Below are 19819 nucleotides of genomic sequence, written 5' to 3'. Positions count from 1 at the left end.
AAAATTAAAAAGTAAAAGTTTATCAATTAAGAATTAAATTGGATGCAATTATCTAGTAATTGGCCATACATCTCACAAAGATTTTTTTGTAATTCAACTTCTTTTTTAAAAAAGTGAAGAGGGAAGTGCTGATAATTCTGCTTAACAACAACTAGTGCATTTTCATGGAAGGTTGTCAGTTCCTCAGCCATCTTTCTTAGCCTAGCTACTTCTTCACCTGGGTCTTGTTTATTTAAGCCTTGCACGAATTCTTGAAAGTCTCCATAGCGATATTTATTAGCTTGCTTAAATTTATTATAAAATTCAAAATAGTTATGCTTGTCAAAAACCTCAACAAACTTATTGTCATAATTGGGGTTTTTACATAAAAAATCAGTTATCGAATAACGGCTTAATTTTGTTTTAGATAACTTACTTACCTCATTTACGGCATTGTTTTCTATTTTGGCAAATTCATCTAACAAGTTAGGCTGAAAAATTTGATTTAGATAGTTTTGGTCTATTATTGGATCTTGTAATGAAGTAAGTTCTATATAGACATCAATTAAATTTTTAGATTGTGCAATTTCCTTAGGAGTACAGTGATTAGCATCCTTAACTAACTTAATTCCGGCCTCCTCATAAGCCAAAGCCACCAATTGTGAGCAGTACCTTTTCGTTTCTAGTGAGTTGAAATCAAATGGAATTTTGAATTTAGCATTAATTGCATTGGAAACTGAGTAGGGTTTTGATATGTTTTTTCTTAAGTAGCTAATAATATTTTCTAGGTCTATTTCTGATTTGTTTAATCGTAAAACACGGATGTATTCAGGTTTTTCAATAATGAGCCTTTGAATATTTCCACTCTGGACTCCACTAGAAATGGCATGAATATAAGAACTTTGATTAATCATCATCATTACATGGGAAAATTGGCTATTGGTTGCACACCGTACCCCCTTGCTAATCAAACTATTTTCAGCAGTAAGAATAATATCTCCAGCTTTTAGTTGATCGTAATAAATTATGTATCCATTCTTTTTCTCTTGTGAGTTATGCATACCAAAATCACTCCTCAATAAAAAATAGTAAGTATAGGTTGTGTTGAAACAGAGCAAGCGTAGCCTGCATGTAGGGTGTGTGGCGCAGCCACGCACGCGTTTTTCATTTTTACTGAAAATTTTAAATGCCGCGTGCGTGCCGTTGGCACACACCCTACCGGTTTTCGGGTAATGCCGTCTAAAATTGTTTCCGCAAGCAGGTTGGGGCTTGCTCCAACAAACCGTTAAATCATCTATTCCGTGTCGGGTTTGCAACCCAAGCTACTCAAATTACCGTGAGGCTTTCGGCAACCGTTAAGGTCGCCTGAAACGCTTGTTCCCTGTTCCACAGTACGTTTCACTTCGGCCAAGATTCCGGCCTGCGCGGGGATGATGATATTGAAACAGGCGCAGGTTGAAGCCAAGCGCAAAAAATCTGCCGAATTATCCGTGTGGTATGCGGATGGGAGCCATCTTAATTCCCACGGCAACGGGAAAATATATAACCATGACCACCGACACCAGAGCCACAAGGAAAATATACGGCAGGGAAGTGATGATTTCTTTTTTTGTGATTCTGTGGTTTGCCGGAAACGATCCTTTCCCGTCCTTTACAGGAGGATATTTGAGCCAGAGTAGGGAGATGATTATTTTTGCAGCATAATGCGGATACATAAGACCGAATGCAATCGGGATCAATATCATCGATACGGTATAGACTGCGCCTTCTGCAAAGGAGTTTGCAGATAGATTGCCCGATACCGTCAGATAGATGCCGACCATGGCAATCAGTACGGTCAGTTTTTCTATACATTCGAAGAAGTCGTTCAGGCTGTATTTAATTCTCAGGCAGACGGCTGTTTCGTTGCCGAATTTTTTCTCCGTCTGCTCATAGTTTAATCCGAGAAAGGCCGATATGTCCTCTATATTTCCCGGTTTGGTGTTTTTATTTATCAGGAAGGGGTAATAAAAACTTGACGCAAACAGCAGGCTGATACTTATTATATGGGGCTGTACTAGATAAGCCCTAAATTTCACACCACCGACGCAGCACTTTAAGCTGCTCGGACGGTGTACCAAAGTTAAAACGAAACTCACATTCTTTCAAGAAAAGAGGGAAAGATTTACGGTCAATTCCGTTATATTTTCGCAGAACCCGTTTTGCCTGATTCCAAAAATTCTCAATGCCGTTGATATGGTTTTGTCTGTCGGCAAACAGCTTGCTGTGGTTGATGCGGTGGTGGGTAAAACCACTTACATCCAACACGTCATAGCTGCTTAAACAATCGGTATAAACAATGCTGTCAGGCATGATTTTTCTTGTGATAACAGGAAGTAAGGTTTCTATTTTGGCATTCTTAACAACCACGGTATAAACCTTCCCACCCCGTTTAAGAATACCAAATACCGCCACTTTTCCCGCTGCTCCGCGCCCCCGTTTGCCTTTACGATGCCCACCGAAATAGCTTTCATCTAATTCGACAGCGCCATCAAAAACAGCGTCAGCTTCCAATGAAAGATAGTAGCTGATGACTTCACGAATTTTGCGGTAAAACAGTGCTGCTGAATTGGGGTGGATGCCCAATAAATCGGCAGCAGAACGGGCGGTAACTTCGAGTACAAAAAATTGAAGGAGTTTTTTTTGGATACTCTTTTTTAGTTTACAATGGGTTATCTTCATTTTTGCAGTCTATCATGACTGCTTATCTAGTACAGCCCCTATTATATTGATTGCGATATGGAAATTTCTGCTATCCCCTCCGGAAATCCATTGGATGGCCGCTTTCGCCCATTCCAAGTTGAATATGGCAATAATAAGCAGGGAAACCAGCGAGCAAACCAAAAAAAGCGCGGCGACAGAGAACAGCGGCAGGAAAGTGTTTTTGGGCGTGGTCTTGAACATGATGTCGGCTGATACTGCGTTTGCTGTGTATGAAGCGGGAACGGGTGGCGGCTTGGTTTTTCAGGCCGTCTGAAAAGGGGTTTGCGTGGTTTTTCCGTTTTGAGGCCGTCTGAAAAATCTTTTTCAGACGGCCTCTTTGTTTTAGAACGTCATGATGCTGGTGATGAAGGTAATCAGGCCGAGGAAGATGCCGGGGGCGTTGGCAAGGGCGACGGGCCAGTCGCGCTGTTTTTTCAGCAGGCCGTAGGCCACCCACAGGGTGCAGTTGACGGCGGCGACGAGGGGCTGGAGCCACGAGCCGGGCTGGCCATTAAGATTGTTTTGGATTTGGGGGATGTAGGAGACGTACATTCCGACGGCGGTGATGGTGGCGACGACGGACAGGATTTTCATTTGTTTTTCGGTCATGTTTTCTTTCTTTCCGGGTAAATCAGGCGTGTCGCGCCGGAGGCGGACAAACGGCGGGATTATACTCCAATCTTTTTGTGTTTGTTCGGATTTGTTTGTCATGTTTTGGCGGGTGGGGAAAGGCCGTCTGAAAACCGGAAAACGGTTTTTCAGACGGCCTTTTGATGTGGCGGCTGGCTGTTTTCAGACGGCCTTCGGATGGAGTGGAGGCCGTCTGAAAAGGCTTGGGGCGTTTGGTGCGGCGGAAAATCCGTTTGGCAAATCTGCCGCAGGGGGGTATTGCGGGCCGCCGCTGTTTTTCGCTATTTCTGCATTTGCCGCTCTTTCATGAGTTCGTGCAGGGTTTTGGCGGCGGGTTTCATGGGTTTGCGGTGGTTGGTCCAGCCCAGTTGCGATGAGGGGGTGAGGGCGCGGAAGGTGGTGGCGGCCCAGCCGAAGGCGCGGTAGGCTTTTTTGCCGCTGAATATGCCGTCGAAGGTGCGCCATGCCCATTGTTCGGCCAGGGTGTGCGATGCGCCTTGGCCGCGTATGGGGTGGGGGACTTTTTCGTCGGGGGCGCGCTGGGCTTCTTCGCGCAGGCGGCGCATTTGGGCGGTGATGGGGATGCGTACGGGGCAGACTTCGTCGCACGCGCCGCACATGGTGCAGGCGGTGGGGAGGTCGCGGGTGGCATCGAGTCCGAGGAGGTGGGGGGAGACGATTTCGCCGATGGGGCCGGGATAGGTGGTGCCGTAGGCCGCGCCGCCGATGCGGGTGTAGACGGGGCAGTGGTTCATGCATGCGCCGCAGCGGATGCATTGGAGGGTGCGGCGCATTTGTTCTTCGGCATAGGCCTGGCTGCGGCCGTTGTCGAGGAGGACGAGGTGCATTTCCTGCGGGCCGTCGAGTTCGCCGCTGCGGCGCGGGCCGGTAATCATGTTGAAGTAGGTGGTGATGTTTTGGCCGATGGCGGAGCGGGGCAGCAGGCTGTACAGGGGAGGGATGTCGGAGAGTTTGGCAACGACTTTTTCTATGCCGGTGATGGCGATGTGGACGGGGGGGACGGTGGTGGACAGGCGGCCGTTGCCTTCGTTTTCCACCAGACACAGCGTGCCGGTTTCGGCTACGGCGAAGTTGACTCCGGAGAGGCCGACATCGGCGGTGCGGTATACGTCGCGCAATGCTTGGCGGGCGAAGCCGGTCAGTCGGTCTACGTCGTCGGTGAGGGGTGTGTCGAGGTGTTGGTGGAAGAGTTCGCTGACTTGCTCTTTGGTTTTGTGGATGGCGGGCATGACGATGTGGGTGGGCTTTTCGCCGGCCATTTGGACGATAAATTCGCCCAGGTCGCTTTCGACGGCTTTGATGCCGCGCTCGCCGAGGTAGTGGTTTAGCTCGATTTCTTCGCTGACCATGGATTTGCCTTTTACCATCAGCTTGCCGTCGTGTGCGGCGATGATGCCGTGGATGATGCGGCAGGCCTGGTCGGGGGTTTCGGCCCAGTGGATTTTGACACCGAGGCGTGTCAGGTTGGCTTCGAGCTGTTCGAGCAGCTCGGGCAGGCGGGAAAGGGAGCGTTGGCGGATGTGTTCGCACAGGGTGCGCAGCAGTTGCAGCTCTTCTTCGTCGGACAGGACGGCTTTGCGTTTGCCCATCAGCATGTCCATCGCGGTGCGCAGGCTTTTGCGCAGGGGCTGGTCGGCGAGGGCTTCGCGGGCGTTTTGTTTGAAGGTTTCGGGCTTGGGGTGGAAGTGTACGGTTTGGGTGCTCATGCGGCGGTCTCCATGTATGACGGGGCGATGTGGTCGGGCAGGACGGCAAGGACGATCAGGTCGCGCGGGCCGTGTGCGCCGTAGGCCAGGGTCAGTTGGATGTCGGCGGTTTTGGAGGGGCCGGAAACGAGGACGACGTTGGTGGGCATGTTTTGCGCCATGTTTTCGCCGGCAACGGCATGGTGGAAGGTGTCGTACATTTTTGCGGTGTCGAACAGGCAGATGTGTACGGGCGGGACGAGGCTTTGGCTGCGCGGCTCTTGCGCGTCGGGCCAGAGGATCAGGGTGCCGGTGTGGGCGATGCCGCAGCGGGCGGAGGTAAAGCCTGCGTCGATGTCGGCGAAGTATTCGTCTTTCCATTCTTCGATCGGGCGGTCGAAGGTTTTGACTGCTATATCGGAGGCCGTCTGAAAAACTTCGGCTGCGGCTTTGCCGTGTTCGGTGTGCAGCGGGAGCAGGATGTTTTTCAAGCCTTTTTTCCGCGCGGCTTCAAGCATGGCCTGCGGCCAGTTCTGCCGCGTTACCCAAAGGATTTCGGTTTTGACCGCCCGCATGGTGGCCGCCCAGTGTTGCAGGCGTGCGGTTTCGCTTTCCCATTCGGGGCGGATTTCCCGGTAGTACTCGTCAATCCGGGGTTCCTGCATCGGGTAGGCATCGGCTTTTTTGAGCTTGGCCAGTATGTTTTCGCGCGCGCTCATGCTTTGCCTCCGGTGCGTTCCAAAAGAAAGGTGGCAATGTGTTTGGGACGGGGCATCTGCGGCTCGTCTTTGGCGATTTTGCCGCCGATGTTCATCATGCAGCCCGCATCCGCGCTGACGATTTCCACGGCTTCGGCGGCTTTGAGGGCGGAGACTTTGTCGGCAACCATCGCGCCGGAAATGTCGGGCTGTTTGACGGAGAAGGTGCCGCCGAAGCCGCAGCATTCGCTTTCGTGGTCGTGCACCACGCGTTCGACGTTTTTCAGGCTGTCGATCAGTTTCCAGCCTGTGAGGTGTACGCCCATTTCGCGTCGTGCGCCGCAGGAGGTGTGGACGGCTACTTTGATGTTGCCGCCTTTGTCTTCGGGGGTGTAGCCGATGTCGAGGAGGAAGTGGGTAAATTCGATCACGCGGGCGGCGGTGTCTTCGGCTTTCGCTTCGTGGACGCTGCCTTTGAAAAGCTGCGGCCAGTGGTGTTTCATCATGCCGCCGCACGATCCGGAAGGGACGACGATGGGCCAGTTTTCGGGAAAGAGATCGAGCTGGGCGGCGGCCACGTCGAATGCTTCCTGCGGGTGGCCGGAGGTGTAGGCGGGCTGGCCGCAGCAGCTTTGCGCCATGGGGAAGTGTACCCGTATGCCTTGCTGTTCGATTAGGGTAACGGCATCCAAACCGGCTTCGGGCATAAAAATGTCGAGCAGGCAGGTGCCGAAAAAATAGACATCTGCGGGTTTGCCGCCGATGCTTTTTTCGGGGTTTGCATTCATATTTTGGCTTCCAGGTTTGTATCGGAATCGGTTGGTTTTTATGTTTTCCAACCTGCATCCGCCGCTTGGGCGGGGATACGGGCTGTTTGTATTAAGGGCGGCACTTTAAGTAATCCTGTATGGGCGGTCAAGGAAAAAATGCGGAAATCTGTGATTTAACCTTATGAGAAATAAGGGTTTATTAAATGATAGGCAAAATTAGTCAGCATTGGGCGGGTGGTTTTCCAGATGGAAGGGCATCGCGGCAGGAGTGGGGCTGCGGGCGTGTGCTGACGGTCTTTCCCGTTTTATTTTGTGCCGGCAAAATTTCTGCTGCCGCCAAATATCGGAAAGGCCGTCTGAAAACTTTTCAGACGGCCTTTTGCGGAAGTATCGGTCTAGTGGTGAAGTGCTTGTTCTATTGCCAGTTTTTCCTGCCGTTCGGCTTCTGCGGCTTCGCGTTCGCGGCGGGTGGTCTGGCGCATGACGTACCAGTTGAGCAGGATGACGAGGGTGCCGACAACGCCGATGATGATGGTGGCGAGTACGTTCATCTGCGGGTCGAGGCCGAGTTTGACGCGGGAGAAGATAACCTGCGGCAGGGTGGACGATCCCGGGCCGGAGAGGAAGGAGGTAATGACCAAATCATCGAGCGAGAGGGTTACGCCGAGCAGAAAGCCGGAAGAGATGGCGGGGACGATAAGGGGCAGGGTAATGACGAAAAAGATTTTCAGCGGCCTTGCACCCAGATCCATTGCGGCCTCTTCGAGCGATTGGTCGAGCTCGCTCAGGCGGGCGCGGATGAGGACGGTAATATAGGCCATGCACAGGGTGGTGTGGCCGAGGAAGATGGTGAAGAAGCCGTTGCCCAGCCAGTCTGCGTTGCCGAAGATGCCTTTGAGCATGGTTTGCACCTGCATGATGAGCAGCAGCATGGACAGGCCGGTAATCACGTCGGGCATCACCATCGGGGCGGATACCATGCCGGCAAACAGGGTGCTGCCCCGGAAGCGTTTGATGCGGGCAAGGGCGTAGCCGGCCAGCGTGCCGAGGACGACGGCGGCCAGTGAGGCACTGACTGCAATGCGCAGCGACAGCCAGGCGGCATCGAGGATTTGGTCGTTGTTCAGCAGCTTGGCATACCATTTGGTGGAGAATCCGCCCCAGACGGTAACGAGTTTGGAGTCGTTGAAGGAGTAGATGACCAGCACGACGAGGGGGATGTAGAGGAACAGCAGGCCGAGGAAGAGTGCGGCTTTGAGAAACCATGAAAGATTCTGTTTTTTAGCCATTTCTGCCCCTTTCCTGTTCGAGCTGGCGGTTTTCGTAACGGTGGTAGAGGGTGATGGGGAAAACCAGCAGCACAACCATGACGACGGCCAGCGCGGAGGCCAGCGGCCAGTTGTTTTGGTCGAAGAAAGTCATCCACAGCACTTTGCCGATCATCAGGTTTTCCGAGCCTGCGGTCAGGTCGGGAATGACGAACTCGCCGACGGCGGGCACGAACACCAGCATCGAGCCGGCGATGATGCCGGTTTTCGACAGCGGCAGGGTGATGGTGAAAAACGATTTGACCGGCCCCGCGCCCAAATCGGATGCGGCTTCGAGCAGGCGGTGGTCGAGCTTGGTAAGTTGGGTGTAGAGCGGCAGGATCATGAAGGGCAGGTAGGCGTACACCATCACCAGTTGCAGCGAAAAGGCGTTGTAAAACATATTAAACGGCTCGCTGATGAGGCCGTATTTCTGCAACAGGTGGTTGATGATGCCGTTGAAGCTCAGCAGCCCCGTCCAAGCGTAGACACGCAGCAGGAAGGAAGTCCAAAAGGGCAGCATGATGGCCAGAAGCAGGCCGTTGCGGTAGGCCGGTTTGGCGCGGGAGATGGCGTAGGCCATCGGATAGCCGAGCAGCAGGCAGATAAGGGTGGTCAGGCTGGCGGTTTTGACCGACGACCAGTAGGTGCGCAGGTACATATTGGCATTGCCGTCGGAGGGCGAGAGGCCGACCATTTGGGCAAGCGTGCCGCCGAAGTTTTGGAAGATTTCCTTGTAGTTTTGCGTTACGAGGTACAGGGTCTGCCTGCCGGTTTCGGGGTCGGTAACGAACAGGTCGGTATAGGGGGGGATTTTGACATCCTGTTCGGCAAAGCTGATTTTCAGCACGATGAAAAACGGCACGAGAAACAGCAGCAGCAGCCAGACATAGGGGATGCCGATGACGAGTTTGCGCCCCGGGCGCAGGCGGCGTTTGATGTTGACGGACATTTCAGACGGCCTCCTAGCGGGTCAGCGGGGTGGGTTGGTTTTCCGGCCAGTCGAGATACACTTCGTCGCCCCAGGTCGGGGGTGCGATGTTGCGTACATACCAGTAGGGTGCGGGCACCTGGCTTTTGACGATGCGGCCGCTGTCGGTCTGTACGTGGTAAATCGCGTAGCTGCCCAGATAGGCGATGTCTTTTACCGTGCCTTTTGCCCAGTTGTGGGTGTCGCGGTGGGCGGGTTTTTCCTTGTGCAGGTCGATGTCTTCGGGACGGATGCTCACCCATACCGTTTGGCCGTTTTGCGCCTCGAATTTCTGGTCGGTATAGACCTTGCTCGGCAGTTCGGGGCAGTCGATCAGGGTGTGGCTGTCGTCTTTGTGGGCGACTGTGCCTTCGAAGATATTGGTTTCGCCGATAAATTCGGCGGTAAAGCGGCTGTTGGGGTAGTCGTAGATGTTGCTGGGGGTGTCCACTTGTTGCAGCTCGCCGTCGGACATAATCGCCACGCGGGTGGCCATGGTCATGGCTTCTTCCTGGTCGTGGGTAACCATGATGCAGGTTACGCCGACTTTTTCCAGAGTGTTGACCAGCTCGAGCTGGGTCTGCTGGCGCAGTTTTTTGTCGAGTGCGCCCAGGGGTTCGTCCAAAAGCAGCAGTTTGGGGCGTTTGGCCAGCGAGCGGGCGAGGGCGACGCGCTGCTGTTGGCCGCCGGAGAGCTGGTGCGGCTTGCGTTTGGCGAATTTGGACATCTGAACGAGGCGCAGCATTTCGTCCACACGCTCGCGGATTTCTTCGGGGGGGACTTTGTCCTGTTTCAGGCCGAAGGCGATGTTCTGCTCCACCGTCATATGCGGGAAGAGGGCGTAGCTTTGGAACATCATATTGATGGGGCGGTCGTAGGGGGCGAGGGCGGTAATGTCCTGTCCGTCGAGGATGATGCTGCCCTCCGAGGGGGTTTCCATGCCGGCCAGCATCCGCAGCAGGGTGGATTTGCCCGAGCCGGAGCTGCCGAGCAGGGCGAAGATTTCGTGTTGCTCGATGTCGAGGCTGATGTGGTTGACGGCGAAATTTTCACCGAATTTTTTAACCAGTCCTTTGATTTGCAGATAGGGCTGGGCGGCGGATTCTGTGGTCATCTTCAATGCTCCAAAGAAACTCGATACCGGCTGGGACGGAACTCGAAAGGTGGATACGGGCAGGCCGGCGGGCGGGCTGCGGAAAAAAGCCGCGTATTATATTGGCGGACAAGCCTTTCGGGCAAACAAAACCGCTGCCGCGCGGCAATATTTTCCGTTTGCGGGCGGAATGCGGCGGCGGCGGTGTGGCGCGGAAACGGGAAGAGGCCGTCTGAAAATGCCTTTCGGGCTTTTTCAGACGGCCTCAATATGTTTTTCAGACGGCCTGCAAACGGTACTAACGCCAGATTTTCAAATCGCCGATTTTCTGCCGTGCTTGGGCGAATGTGTCGGTTGGTTCTTCCGCTGCGGCGTGCGTGCCGTCGGCTTCTTTGTCGGATACGGTGGCAAAGCCGCCGCCGCTGTGGCGCGGGTGGGCGAAAGCGTTTTGGATTGCGGTTTCCGCAGCCGATGTTTCGTTTTCGGCCTGCTGTTTGGCCAAATGGCTTTGCACGACGGCGATAAAGCCGCGGTCGTGGTGGCTGATGTGGGTAAAAAGCCACGAGTGCAGCACGTCCAGCAGCTCTTGGCCGATGTCTTCGCCGGCCTGGTGGCTTTTCTGCATTTCGCCGACTTTGTCTACGAAACGCTGGTGGATGGTTTTGTGCTGTTTGCTCAAAGGATAACCGGCTTCGTCCATCAGCCGTTCTTCGTCGGTAAAGTGTTCGACGGTGTAGCGGATGAGGTCTTCGATGATTTTTCCTTCCGCGCCGAAATCTTTGCGGCTGTTGGCTTCGTGCAGCTCGTTGATGCAGCGTACGAGGATTTTGTGCTGTTCGTCTACCAGAGTGATGCCGCTGTCCAAGTCGGGTGTCCAGTCGAAATAGGCCATGTTTGTTTTCCCTTTATGTTTGTTTTCGGATACGGATTTTGAAAGGCGCGATTTTAGCGGGGCTGCTGTTTTGCGGTTTAATCCATATCAAGTGGGGCGGAAAAAGGCCGTCTGAAAACCGAAAATACGGTTTTCAGACGGCCTCTGTGTCCGGCAGGGCGTGCTTACAGCACCGCCAGCGCGGCATCGTAATCCGGTTCGCGGGCGATTTCGGGCACGAGTTCGGCGTGCAGTACTTTGTTGTTTTCATCCAAAACGATGACGGCGCGGGCGGTGAGGCCGCGCAGCGGGCCGCTTTCGACTGCCACGCCGTAATCGCGGGCAAAACCGCTGCGGAAGGTGGAGAGCGATACGACGTTGTCCAAACCTTCCGCGCCGCAGAAGCGAGCCTGTGCGAAGGGCAGGTCGGCGGAGATGCACAGCACGACGGCATTGTCCAGCGAGGAGGCGCGTTCGTTGAAGGTGCGCACGGATTGGGCGCAGACGTTGGTGTCCACGCTGGGGAAGATGTTCAGCACTTTGCGTTTGCCGGCGAAGTCGGCGGCGGCTTTGTCGGACAGATCGCCCGCAGCCAGCGAGAAGGCGGGTGCGGTTTGGCCGGCGGCGGGGAAGGTGCCGCCGATTTCGACGGGATTGCCTTGCAGGGTTACTTTGCTCATGTCGTTTCCTTTTTTGCAGGGGACGGGAAAGGGTGGCGGAGGCCGTCTGAAAAAGGCTATTCCGCTTTTTTCAGGCTTTTGTTTTTCACGGCTTCGATCATACCGTCGATGCCTTTTTGCGCGATGAGTTCGCCGAACTGGTTGCGGTAGACGGTAACAATGCTTACGCCGTCTACCTGGATGTTGTAGAGCTTATAGACGTTGCCGCTCTGGTAGAGCTGGTAGCCCACTTCGTATTTTTTGCCCGAGGGGGTGAGGATTTCCGAATAAACGTCGGTTTTGTTGCCGTGCGTCGTCATTTTCGGCAGCACTTTCACGTCGGCGCGTTCGGCGTTTATCATGGCGGAACGGGCGTACATGGCGATAACCATATCTTTGAATGCGCGGATAAATTCTTGTTTCTGCTGCGCGGAAAACTGCCGCCACGGCAGGCCGACGGCGGTGGCCGAGAGGCGTTCGTAATCAAGGAAGCGGTCGGCATACTGCTCCACCTGGCGGATGCGCTGCTGCTCGTTGAGCGATTTGTTTTTCACAATGCCTATCATCGCGTCGATGTTCTGCTGCACCTGTTGCTGCGCGGGGTGGTTTTGCGCGGCCTGCACAACGGGGGCGGCGGCAATCAGGACGGCGGCTACGGTTGCTTTATACATAAAAATACCTTTCGTTTCGCAAACGGCGGCACTTTATCAGCTTGCACGGAGGCTGGCAAAGGCCGTCTGAAAAACGGCAGACCGCCTTTTTCAGACGGCCTTTCGCAAAATACGCCGCACCGCGCTTGCCTGCGCGGGGCGGGAATCTTATTATTGCCGCTGTTTCCGATTGACCTATTCAGAAAGCAAACGATGAAAAAAGCGATTTGGCTGTTGCTTGCCGCCGCATCGGCGGCAGGCGGTTTTTTCTACTACCGCGCACATGAGGCCGGCAGCCTGCCCGCAGGGATTGCGTCGTCCAACGGGCGGCTGGAGCTGAACCGCATCGATGTGGCCAGCCTCTATCCGGGCCGTGTGAAAACGGTGAATGTCGAAGAGGGGGCGGATGTGGCGGCCGGCGACATTTTGGCCGAACTCTCGTCCGATACCAGCAGCAGCCGTTTGGAAGAAGCGCAGGCAGCCGAGCTGCGCCAGCGGGAAAGCGTGCGGCGGGCGCAGGCGGCAGGCGAGCAGATGCGGCGCACCGTGGCGCGGGCGCAGGCGAATGTCGAGGCCGCACGCCAGCAGCGGAAGGTGGCGAAAATGGAATGGGACAATGCGCGGAAAATGCTGTCCGACCATCTCGTTTCCCAAGCCGAAGCCGAACGCCGCCGCGCCGATTACGAGCGTGCCGCCGCCGCCGTGAAAGCCGCCGAGGCGGCACAAGCCGAAGCACAGTCCACCGTTGCCCAGAGCCTGGCCGCCCAAGCCGAGGCGCAGGCGGGTACGCGGCAGGCCGCCGCCGCCGTGAAGTCTGCCGCCGCCGCCAACGACGATATGAATATCCGCGCACCGATTGCGGGCAGGGTGGAATATAAAATCGCCGAAGCCGGCAATGTGGTGGCCTCCGGCTCGAAAGTGGTCAGCCTGCTTGATCCGTCCGATGTGTCGATGAGCATTTTTCTGCCGAATCATGATGCAGGCCGTCTGAAAGTGGGCGGCGAGGCGCGTATCCGGCTGGACAGCATCGATGCCGTTTTTCCCGCACAGGTAAAATTCATCGCCACCGACGCGCAGTTCACGCCCAAATCGGTGGAAACGGAAAACGAGCGTGCCAAGCTGATGTTTAAGGTCAGGCTGAAGATTCCCGCCGACACCGCCGTAAAATACAAAGGCCTACTCAAAGGCGGGATGACCGGCAACGGCTATGTCAAAACCGACGACAAAGCCGAATGGCCGCAGGATTTGGCAGTCAGGCTGCCGCAGTAGGCCGTTTGCCGCAAGCCGTAACGTAAGGCCGTCTGAAAAACAGTTTTCAGACGGCCTTTGTCTTTGCCGGCGGGCTTACCTAAGGATCGGCCAATTAAGCCCTTTTCGATAAGCCTGTATGGCAGGATACGGTTTACGGTGGATTGTGCCAAAAAATGCGGAACGCGGGCATTTCAGGCCGTCTGAAAAGCAAAACGTCACATCTTCTCCGCCTGTTTCTACTACTTCGCCGCCGCAAAGTATTACGCCCAAGCTGCGTTCCAAATCCCATTCGCAATGAAAAGCTACGCCTATGCCGATTCCGCCGTGTTCATCGGCAGGGGCAACATACACCGTTGGGGGGCTGAGCAAATCGGCAAAACTTTGCGGGCTGTCCGGCTCGGGCATCATGTCCGCCATTTCGTCAGCATCGTAAGTCTTGCTCTATTGTAGATAACGGGCAAACAACGCGGCAAACAGCGTATGCAGCATTTCGCTTTGATGCGGCCGGAACGATTGCACGGCAGCGCGCGCGTTGTTCGGAGGGGGTATAGTCTTCGTCTTCGTTGCATTCGCCGTCTTCGCCAAACAGATTAAAGACAACGCGGCATCGTTTGGTAGTTTGAAAAAACGATGCCGTGCGGCCAGTGATAGGGTTTCAGCGGCGGGCGGGTTTTCCGCTTGTTCACAGCGTTCGCTGTAACCGCTGTATTTTTCATCGTCCACTTGTTGCCGTTGATGTGTTTGATTAAGTTGTTTAAATCGGACACGGGGTTTTCCTTGGGCGATGGAAGTGATTAGATTTAGGTGCTCTGTACTAGAAAAACGCATTTGTCTAAACCTTGCTTTTAAGTTGTAGAAATCCCTAGCGTTGTTTACAGTATTTCAAGGACAATACCGTAAACAACGCTAGGGATTTCTACATTTTATACCGATTGTTTAAGCAGCTATGATGTGTTGGATGTAAGTGGTTTTGCCCACCACTGCATCAATCACAGCAAACTGTTTGCCGACAGGCAAAACCATATCAACTTTGTATTGGGGATTGTGGAAATCGGACACAACGCACCTTACGAAAATACAATGGAATTAACCGACAATCTTTTCCAATGTTCTGGAAAAATATGCATTTCGTTTTGACTTTGGCATACCGCCCGAGCAGCTTAAAGTACTGCGTCGGTGGTGTGGAATTTAGGGCTTATCTAGTACAGTCCCTACAAGAAAGCATAGTACCACATCTGCATTATCTCGCATACTTGACAAATACCCTGAAATACATATAATTAATGATACAGTAAGCCGAGTTTCAGACTCGCATCCTGTAAACATTGAATCGGAGGAAAAGTCATGTCACATCCTGTTGATGGTCTCGTTGCTGCTTTTGCCTACAACCAAGCCAAAAAAACCGGTTATAACCAAGGTTATGATGCGGGATACAATGACTGCTATCGCAAAGCTGAAGGCTGGGTCCAAGCTGAATTTGATAGGGGATACAAACTTGGTTACCAAAAAGGTGACGCAAATGGTTGGGACGCAGCTGTTGATGAGTGCAATGTAATAATTGACAGCAAAAATGCCGAAATTGATAGACTTAAAAGACTATTAATATTGCATGGTATTTCTTTCTAAAATATCTTTTGAATTATCCCCAAAAGAAAAGGCCTGAATTTCTTCAGGCCTTTTTTCAGCTGGTCATTTATTTTTTTGGAGCCCGAGATCTCTGCACCACTGAGCCATCTACCCCTTGAGACCCTGAAATAGCTTTGTCCTCACCCGTTGAGGATCCTTTTGGATCTTGCTTGGGGTTTGCCCCTTTGGGAACAGGTGAAGTTCCGCCACCTCCCCTAACTGTTGCACCCCTACCCATGCCATACAAACCTGCCAAACCAGCTTGTGCTTTGCTAATGGCATCACTATCACCCAAAGAACGAACACCACCGCCAATCCACTGCAAGATTTGATCAGACAAGGTTTGAGGCAAGAAGAAAATCATATACATAATAGGCAACAGGGTCAGGGCAATAAAAGGCAGCCACTCGCCCAAATATGCCCGCTCTTGGTCGATGGTGTGAAAAATATCCGCCGCGTCGCTGGTTTTGACGGGTTCAAGAGATAGGTTTTCGTTGATGGTGAGTTGCATGTTTTCGCCCTGTTTGTTGCGTTTGTTTGAATGTTTTCAGACGGCCTGCTCGCCCTCCACCGTCTCCAGCACCTGTTGCGAGATTTCTTGATGGGTGAGCCAGCGGTTTTCGCTGGTGTGTTTGCCTAGTTGGATAACGGTTAATGGAAAGTCGCTAATCAGTGCCTCTGGTAAAGGATTGCTGTTTGAGCCTTTGACGAGATAGGCTTTTTTCAGCAGCGGTTTTATTTCGTCTAACAGCTTGAGCAGGTGCGGATAGTAGGGGCTGTGAATCCATGCCAGCAAGCTAATCGGCCGGGTTTGTTGGTTTAGTTTTTCTGCCAAAGCGGTGTAGCTTTCCGCTTGCGAGAAATCAAAGGGGAAAAATTCGGCATGGTCAAATGCCGTCAAAATTGCTTGGTAGCGTGCTTGTTGTCGTCCGCACAGTAAAACTTGTGTTTGGCTGTGCTCTGTTAAGGTTTGGCTGGCGGCAAATAGCATGCCCGAGCCGCCGATAATCACCAGCATAATTTACTCCTTTGGGGTGTTTTATATTCAATCAGCCTTGCCGCTTTCCCATTCTCTAAGCAATGCCCGCAGTCCTGTGTCCAGTGCCTGTTTTTCTGCGTCGCTCAGGTTTGACAGCAGGGCGTTTTCGTTGGCGAGATGGGCGGTAACGGCTTGGTCTATCAGTGTTTTTCCTGCGCCGCTTAGTTGTACGAGCTGGCTGCGACTGTCGTCGGGATTGGGCAGGCGGCTGATAAGTCCGCGATTTTCTAGGATTTTCAAGCGGTGGGTCATCGTGCCTGACGACACCATCAGCGTGGCGTAAAGGGCGGTGGGCGAAAGGATAAACGGCGCGCCTGCACGGCGTAGGGTGGCGAGTACGTCAAATTCGCCGAAGTTCAGCCCGTATTCGGCAAAGATTTTGCCCAATTGCGGGGCTAACAGGGCGTTGCAGCGGTTCAGCCGTCCTAATAGTGCCATCGCGGGCAGCCCTGAACGCAGGTCAGGGCGTGCGGCGTGCCATTGGGCGATGATGTCGTCCACGCGGTCGGTTTGGTTGCTCATGCGGTTTCCTTGTTGTCTTAAGTTTAAGAATCTTGATTTTAAGATATATCGTGTTTTATACTGATATTATCTTAACATTGAGACAGTTAATATGAAACAAGACAATCTGATAGCCAATGTTTTACTCACCGCTCTTGCACCGCTAATTTGGGGTTCGACCTATTTGGTAACCACCGAATTTCTCCCGCCCGACCGCCCGTTTACCGCTGCCGTGCTGCGTTGTCTGCCTGCCGGTGTGCTGCTTTTGTTGTGGACGCGAACCCTGCCCAAGGCGGGCGATTGGGGCAAAACGGCGGCCTTGGCGTTTTTGAATATCGGCTTTTTTCAGGCAATGCTGTTTATCGCCGCCTACCGTTTGCCCGGCGGCTTGGCGGCGGTGCTTAGCTCTACGCAGGTGCTGATGGTGCTGTTATTGCTACGTTTTATCGGACGGGAAACGGTGGCAAAAGCGGTGTGGCTGTTCGCCCTGCTCGGCGTGGTCGGGGTGGCGATGTTGGTGCTTTCGCCCCATGCCAAAAGCGATACGCTCGGCATTGTTGCGGCGCTGGCGGGTGCTGCGTCGATGGCATCAGGGGTGTTTTTCGGCAAACGCTGGCAGGTGGATTTGCCGCTGCCTGCGCTCACCGGCTGGCAACTGTTTCTCGGCGGACTCATGCTCCTGCCCGTTGCCGCATGGCGTGAAACCCTGCCTGCCGCGTTCACCGCTGCCAATATCGGCGGTTATCTCTATCTGTGCCTGTTCGGTGCGGTGCTGTCTTATGCCTTGTATTTTCGCGGCATTGCCAAGCTGCCGCCCGCCGCCGTGTCGTCGCTCGGTCTGTTAAGCCCCGTCTGCGCCTTTATTCTCGGCTGGCTGTTCTTGCAGCAGCATATGAATGCCGTGTCGCTTATCGGCTTTGTGCTGGTGTTAGTCTCCGTTTTCGGCGTACAACGCGCCGCCCATCGTAAGTAAATCTAACTGCTCTGGTCTTGTGGGAAATAGTCAGAGCGATGAGGGTTTGAATGGGTTTGGGAATAAAAAAGCAGCCTGAAATTCGCTTTTTTAAAGCATACTCGGCCTGCTTTATATTTAAAAATCAAAAAAAGTAGGGCAAGCAAGGCCTACAAATCCCAACTTTAAGCAAAAAACAAAAAACGCCCGAAATCCAACTGTCAGACGGCTTTTATCTTAAATATTTAATGCTCAATCAAATCACAAATTCTTCCCAAAAAACGGCATGATTTTTTCCAGCGCAGCATTGCTTGCCGCGGGCAGGTTGTAAAGTTCGTAATGGCTGAACGGCAGGATAACCAGTTCTTTCGCCTCCGCACGACGGATGATGTCGTAGCCGAAATGGTGCGAGCCAAATGCACCTGTTTTGTCGCCGATGACCACCATAATCGGGTTGGTCAACAACCGTTTGGCGCGATCGAGCGCGTCCCAGCTCACCGCTGGCGCGTTGCGCGAGAACAGCGACGACACCGCGCATTAGGCATCGGCGCGGGCGCGGACTGCGACGGACAAGTTCTCGTCATGCACGATATGCTCGGCATCTTCCCCGGCCGCACCGCCCGCTTCGTCAGAAACTTCATGGAAGGCCAAACCAGCATACAGGCCGCCGTGGCTGCCTACGTCCAAGCCGTAAAAAACCAAACCTTCCCCGCCGCCGAACACAGCTTCTGAGCAGACACGGCACACGCGGCATCCGCAGCGTTCGGATTATCCGCCGGCTTTGCCAAGCCCTGCCTGTGGTAACATCCGCCGCATTGCCAAGCTGTGCGCCGCCAGATGGCAGCGGGCGGTTTTGCGTGTTTTCCATACCGAAAGTGTTTTATGCCAGTTATCCAAACCCGCATCTTCCCCAGCCCTTTGGGCAAAATCATCGCCTGCGCCACCGAACAGGGATTGTGTTTGCTGGAATTTGTCGGCAGCAAACGCATAGAGCGCGAACAGCAGGAGCTGCAACGTTTGCTGAAGCGTCCCATCGCGGTGGGCGGCAACGTCCACCTGCAACAGGCCGAAGCCGAGTTAAACGAATATTTTTCAGGCAGCCGCATACAATTCGGGGTTGCCCTGCACACCCCGGGCACACCGTTTCAGACGGCCGTATGGCAGGCACTGCAAGCCATCCCCTACGGCAAGACCGTCAGTTATCGGGAGCAGGCCGAACGCATCGGCAAACCCGCCGCCGTCCGCGCGGTTGCCCATGCCAACGGTGCAAACCGCGTTTCCGTCATCATTCCCTGCCACCGCGTCATCGGCGCAGACGGCAGCCTCACAGGCTACGGCGGCGGTTTGCAGCGCAAACAATGGCTGCTCGCCCACGAGCGCGGCGATGCGCCCGATAACAAAGATTTGTTTGGCGAAAGTCTGTTTTGAATGTTTGCAAACGATAGGGAAGGCCGTACGGAGCCGGCGGCGCGGCAGTATGGCGGACACAGGCCGTCTGAAAAGCGTTTAATCCGTTTTCAGACGGCCTTTTGCCTGTTTGTCTGTTTGTGATTTTTGGAAAAAACAATGCCTTTTACCCTTGCCCATCCTTTTGTCGTGCTGCCGTTTTACCGCTGCCGCTTTCTGCATTTTCCCGCGCTGGTGTTCGGCGCGATGTCGCCTGATTTTCTGTATTTCCTCTGCGGCCGGCCGGTGGCGGGCGGGCATGACTGGGCGGCTTTGTGGTATCTCGATGTGCCGCTGGCCGCGCTGTTTTACGGCGTGTACCGCCACACGGCGGCATACGCGCTGCGGCTGTATCTGCCGGCCTGTTTGAACGCGGCTTATCCGCCGCCGCACCGCTTTGCCCGCAGTTGGCAGAATGCCGCTGTGTTTGTTTTGTCTGCGGCTTTGGGGGCGGCAACGCATATTCTGCTCGACGGCTTTACCCATCCGCAGGGTTGGTTTGTCGTGCGGCTGGATGTGCTGCGGATGTCCGTTGGTATGCTGCCGCTGTTCAAATGGCTGCAATACGGCGGCGGGGTGTTCGGCTTGGCGGCAATCGCTTGGTTTCAAATGAAAATGGCGCAAAGGTGTGGGCGGCAGAATATGGCATCGGCGCGGCAGAAGCGGCTTTTTTGGACGGCGGCTGCGGCAGGGGTGTTCCTGCTGCTGTGTGTTTGGCAGATTCTGTTGCCCGTCGGGCGGAATGCTGCTGCGATTTGGGTTATCCGTTTGGTGGATGGGTTTGCGCTGGTGTTACTTGCAGCGGGTTGTTTTTGCCGTATCCGTATTAAATAAAGGCTTTGAGGCCGTCTGAAAATCGGAAAACCGGTTTTCAGACGGCCTCAAAGCCTTTGTATCGGGGCGGGCGCAAGCGGATGATAGTGGAACAA

Annotated in this window: 24 protein-coding genes and 3 pseudogenes; 8 read left to right on the top strand and 19 right to left on the bottom strand. The window is 53.9% G+C overall.

What is annotated here, in order from left to right:
* Nucleotides 1-26: 26 nt before the first annotated feature.
* From DYE40_RS11130 to DYE40_RS11120, 3 genes are all read right to left on the bottom strand, one after another.
* On the bottom strand, nucleotides 27-1040 hold the full coding sequence (locus tag DYE40_RS11130) for a YiiX/YebB-like N1pC/P60 family cysteine hydrolase (RefSeq protein ID WP_115309160.1): 1014 nt from the start codon (nucleotides 1038-1040) through the stop codon (nucleotides 27-29).
* 423 nt (nucleotides 1041-1463) lie between these two features.
* On the bottom strand, nucleotides 1464-2057 hold the full coding sequence (locus DYE40_RS11125; RefSeq protein ID WP_115309159.1) for a hypothetical protein: 594 nt from the start codon (nucleotides 2055-2057) through the stop codon (nucleotides 1464-1466).
* Nucleotides 2047-2700: an IS1595 family transposase gene (locus DYE40_RS11120; protein ID WP_115307381.1), complete on the bottom strand. Its 654-nt coding sequence runs from the start codon at nucleotides 2698-2700 to the stop codon at nucleotides 2047-2049. The genes DYE40_RS11125 and DYE40_RS11120 overlap by 11 nt, the downstream gene beginning before the upstream one ends.
* 57 nt (nucleotides 2701-2757) lie before the next feature.
* On the opposite strand from DYE40_RS11120, the gene DYE40_RS12690 reads away from it, so the two are divergent.
* Nucleotides 2758-2934, top strand: a complete 177-nt coding sequence (locus DYE40_RS12690) for a hypothetical protein (RefSeq protein WP_218564346.1) — start codon at nucleotides 2758-2760, stop codon at nucleotides 2932-2934.
* 129 nt (nucleotides 2935-3063) lie between these two features.
* On the opposite strand, the gene DYE40_RS11110 is transcribed toward DYE40_RS12690, so the two are convergent.
* From DYE40_RS11110 to DYE40_RS11065, 10 genes are all read right to left on the bottom strand, one after another.
* Nucleotides 3064-3330 (bottom strand): SemiSWEET family transporter, encoded by a 267-nt coding sequence (locus DYE40_RS11110; protein WP_115309291.1) that lies wholly within the window; start codon nucleotides 3328-3330, stop codon nucleotides 3064-3066.
* Nucleotides 3331-3632: 302 nt separating this feature from the next.
* A complete protein-coding gene (locus DYE40_RS11105; protein ID WP_115309157.1) occupies nucleotides 3633-5078 on the bottom strand; it encodes a LutB/LldF family L-lactate oxidation iron-sulfur protein in 1446 nt (481 codons plus the stop codon).
* Nucleotides 5075-5776, bottom strand: coding sequence for a LutC/YkgG family protein (locus DYE40_RS11100; protein ID WP_115309156.1), 702 nt, complete (start codon nucleotides 5774-5776; stop codon nucleotides 5075-5077). The genes DYE40_RS11105 and DYE40_RS11100 overlap by 4 nt, the downstream gene beginning before the upstream one ends.
* Nucleotides 5773-6543, bottom strand: a complete 771-nt coding sequence (locus tag DYE40_RS11095) for a (Fe-S)-binding protein (RefSeq protein ID WP_115309155.1) — start codon at nucleotides 6541-6543, stop codon at nucleotides 5773-5775. Before DYE40_RS11095 ends, DYE40_RS11100 begins: the two co-directional genes overlap by 4 nt.
* Nucleotides 6544-6920: 377 nt before the next feature.
* Complete coding sequence (locus DYE40_RS11090) at nucleotides 6921-7814, bottom strand: ABC transporter permease subunit (RefSeq protein WP_115309154.1); 894 nt, start codon at nucleotides 7812-7814, stop codon at nucleotides 6921-6923.
* Nucleotides 7807-8784, bottom strand: coding sequence for an ABC transporter permease subunit (locus tag DYE40_RS11085; RefSeq protein ID WP_115309153.1), 978 nt, complete (start codon nucleotides 8782-8784; stop codon nucleotides 7807-7809). The genes DYE40_RS11090 and DYE40_RS11085 overlap by 8 nt, the downstream gene beginning before the upstream one ends.
* Before the next feature lie 13 nt (nucleotides 8785-8797).
* A complete protein-coding gene (locus DYE40_RS11080) occupies nucleotides 8798-9922 on the bottom strand; it encodes an ABC transporter ATP-binding protein (RefSeq protein ID WP_172461267.1) in 1125 nt (374 codons plus the stop codon).
* A gap of 271 nt (nucleotides 9923-10193) precedes the next feature.
* Nucleotides 10194-10787, bottom strand: a complete 594-nt coding sequence (locus DYE40_RS11075; protein WP_115309151.1) for a bacteriohemerythrin — start codon at nucleotides 10785-10787, stop codon at nucleotides 10194-10196.
* A 164-nt stretch (nucleotides 10788-10951) separates the two neighbouring features.
* On the bottom strand, nucleotides 10952-11446 hold the full coding sequence (gene tpx / locus DYE40_RS11070; RefSeq protein ID WP_115309150.1) for a thiol peroxidase: 495 nt from the start codon (nucleotides 11444-11446) through the stop codon (nucleotides 10952-10954).
* A gap of 56 nt (nucleotides 11447-11502) precedes the next feature.
* Nucleotides 11503-12096, bottom strand: a complete 594-nt coding sequence (locus tag DYE40_RS11065) for an MlaC/ttg2D family ABC transporter substrate-binding protein (protein WP_115309149.1) — start codon at nucleotides 12094-12096, stop codon at nucleotides 11503-11505.
* A gap of 192 nt (nucleotides 12097-12288) precedes the next feature.
* On the opposite strand from DYE40_RS11065, the gene DYE40_RS11060 reads away from it, so the two are divergent.
* On the top strand, nucleotides 12289-13344 hold the full coding sequence (locus tag DYE40_RS11060; protein WP_115309148.1) for an HlyD family secretion protein: 1056 nt from the start codon (nucleotides 12289-12291) through the stop codon (nucleotides 13342-13344).
* A 75-nt stretch (nucleotides 13345-13419) separates the two neighbouring features.
* Here the strand turns inward: DYE40_RS11060 and DYE40_RS12400 are convergent.
* Both DYE40_RS12400 and DYE40_RS12395 read right to left on the bottom strand, forming a co-directional pair.
* Nucleotides 13420-13746: pseudogene (locus DYE40_RS12400) on the bottom strand (DUF6985 domain-containing protein); the annotation flags it as partial.
* A 21-nt stretch (nucleotides 13747-13767) separates the two neighbouring features.
* Nucleotides 13768-14049, bottom strand: coding sequence for a hypothetical protein (locus tag DYE40_RS12395; RefSeq protein WP_147286637.1), 282 nt, complete (start codon nucleotides 14047-14049; stop codon nucleotides 13768-13770).
* A gap of 192 nt (nucleotides 14050-14241) precedes the next feature.
* Here DYE40_RS12395 and DYE40_RS12980 point away from each other — a divergent pair.
* Nucleotides 14242-14518: pseudogene (locus DYE40_RS12980) on the top strand (IS1595 family transposase); the annotation flags it as partial.
* Nucleotides 14519-14670: 152 nt separating this feature from the next.
* Entirely contained in the window at nucleotides 14671-14952 is a 282-nt protein-coding gene (locus tag DYE40_RS11050; RefSeq protein WP_147286636.1) for a hypothetical protein, read from the top strand.
* A gap of 67 nt (nucleotides 14953-15019) precedes the next feature.
* Here the strand turns inward: DYE40_RS11050 and DYE40_RS12805 are convergent, their stop codons facing one another.
* Genes DYE40_RS12805 through DYE40_RS11035 form a run of 3 tightly spaced genes read right to left on the bottom strand, consistent with a single transcriptional unit; the run spans nucleotide 15020 to nucleotide 16513 of the window.
* On the bottom strand, nucleotides 15020-15463 hold the full coding sequence (locus tag DYE40_RS12805; RefSeq protein ID WP_218564345.1) for a hypothetical protein: 444 nt from the start codon (nucleotides 15461-15463) through the stop codon (nucleotides 15020-15022).
* Between the two features lie 36 nt (nucleotides 15464-15499).
* Nucleotides 15500-15970 carry a Rossmann-fold NAD(P)-binding domain-containing protein gene (locus tag DYE40_RS11040; RefSeq protein ID WP_115309146.1) on the bottom strand — a complete coding sequence of 157 codons (471 nt, stop codon included), beginning with the start codon at nucleotides 15968-15970 and terminating at the stop codon, nucleotides 15500-15502.
* Between the two features lie 27 nt (nucleotides 15971-15997).
* On the bottom strand, nucleotides 15998-16513 hold the full coding sequence (locus DYE40_RS11035) for a MarR family winged helix-turn-helix transcriptional regulator (protein ID WP_115309145.1): 516 nt from the start codon (nucleotides 16511-16513) through the stop codon (nucleotides 15998-16000).
* Nucleotides 16514-16604: 91 nt separating this feature from the next.
* Here DYE40_RS11035 and DYE40_RS11030 point away from each other — a divergent pair, with 91 nt between their 5' ends.
* Nucleotides 16605-17465, top strand: coding sequence for an EamA family transporter (locus DYE40_RS11030; RefSeq protein WP_115309144.1), 861 nt, complete (start codon nucleotides 16605-16607; stop codon nucleotides 17463-17465).
* 240 nt (nucleotides 17466-17705) lie between these two features.
* Here the strand turns inward: DYE40_RS11030 and DYE40_RS12685 are convergent, their stop codons facing one another.
* Entirely contained in the window at nucleotides 17706-17975 is a 270-nt protein-coding gene (locus DYE40_RS12685; protein ID WP_172461262.1) for an alpha/beta hydrolase, read from the bottom strand.
* On the opposite strand from DYE40_RS12685, the pseudogene DYE40_RS11025 reads away from it, so the two are divergent.
* From DYE40_RS11025 to DYE40_RS11015, 3 genes and pseudogenes are all read left to right on the top strand, one after another.
* Nucleotides 17922-18176, top strand: a pseudogene (locus DYE40_RS11025) (3-methyl-2-oxobutanoate hydroxymethyltransferase); the annotation flags it as partial. The gene DYE40_RS12685 and the pseudogene DYE40_RS11025 sit on opposite strands and share 54 nt — an antisense overlap.
* Before the next feature lie 150 nt (nucleotides 18177-18326).
* A complete protein-coding gene (locus DYE40_RS11020) occupies nucleotides 18327-18872 on the top strand; it encodes a methylated-DNA--[protein]-cysteine S-methyltransferase (RefSeq protein WP_115309143.1) in 546 nt (181 codons plus the stop codon).
* A gap of 138 nt (nucleotides 18873-19010) precedes the next feature.
* Nucleotides 19011-19724, top strand: a complete 714-nt coding sequence (locus tag DYE40_RS11015; RefSeq protein ID WP_115309142.1) for a DUF4184 family protein — start codon at nucleotides 19011-19013, stop codon at nucleotides 19722-19724.
* Nucleotides 19725-19819: the final 95 nt, after the last annotated feature.

The sequence above is a fragment of the Kingella potus genome, assembly GCF_900451175.1.
GTDB lineage: Bacteria > Pseudomonadota > Gammaproteobacteria > Burkholderiales > Neisseriaceae > Neisseria > Neisseria potus.
The sequence above is the reverse complement of the archived record's forward strand: the minus strand, read 5'-3'. Positions and strand labels throughout refer to the sequence as shown.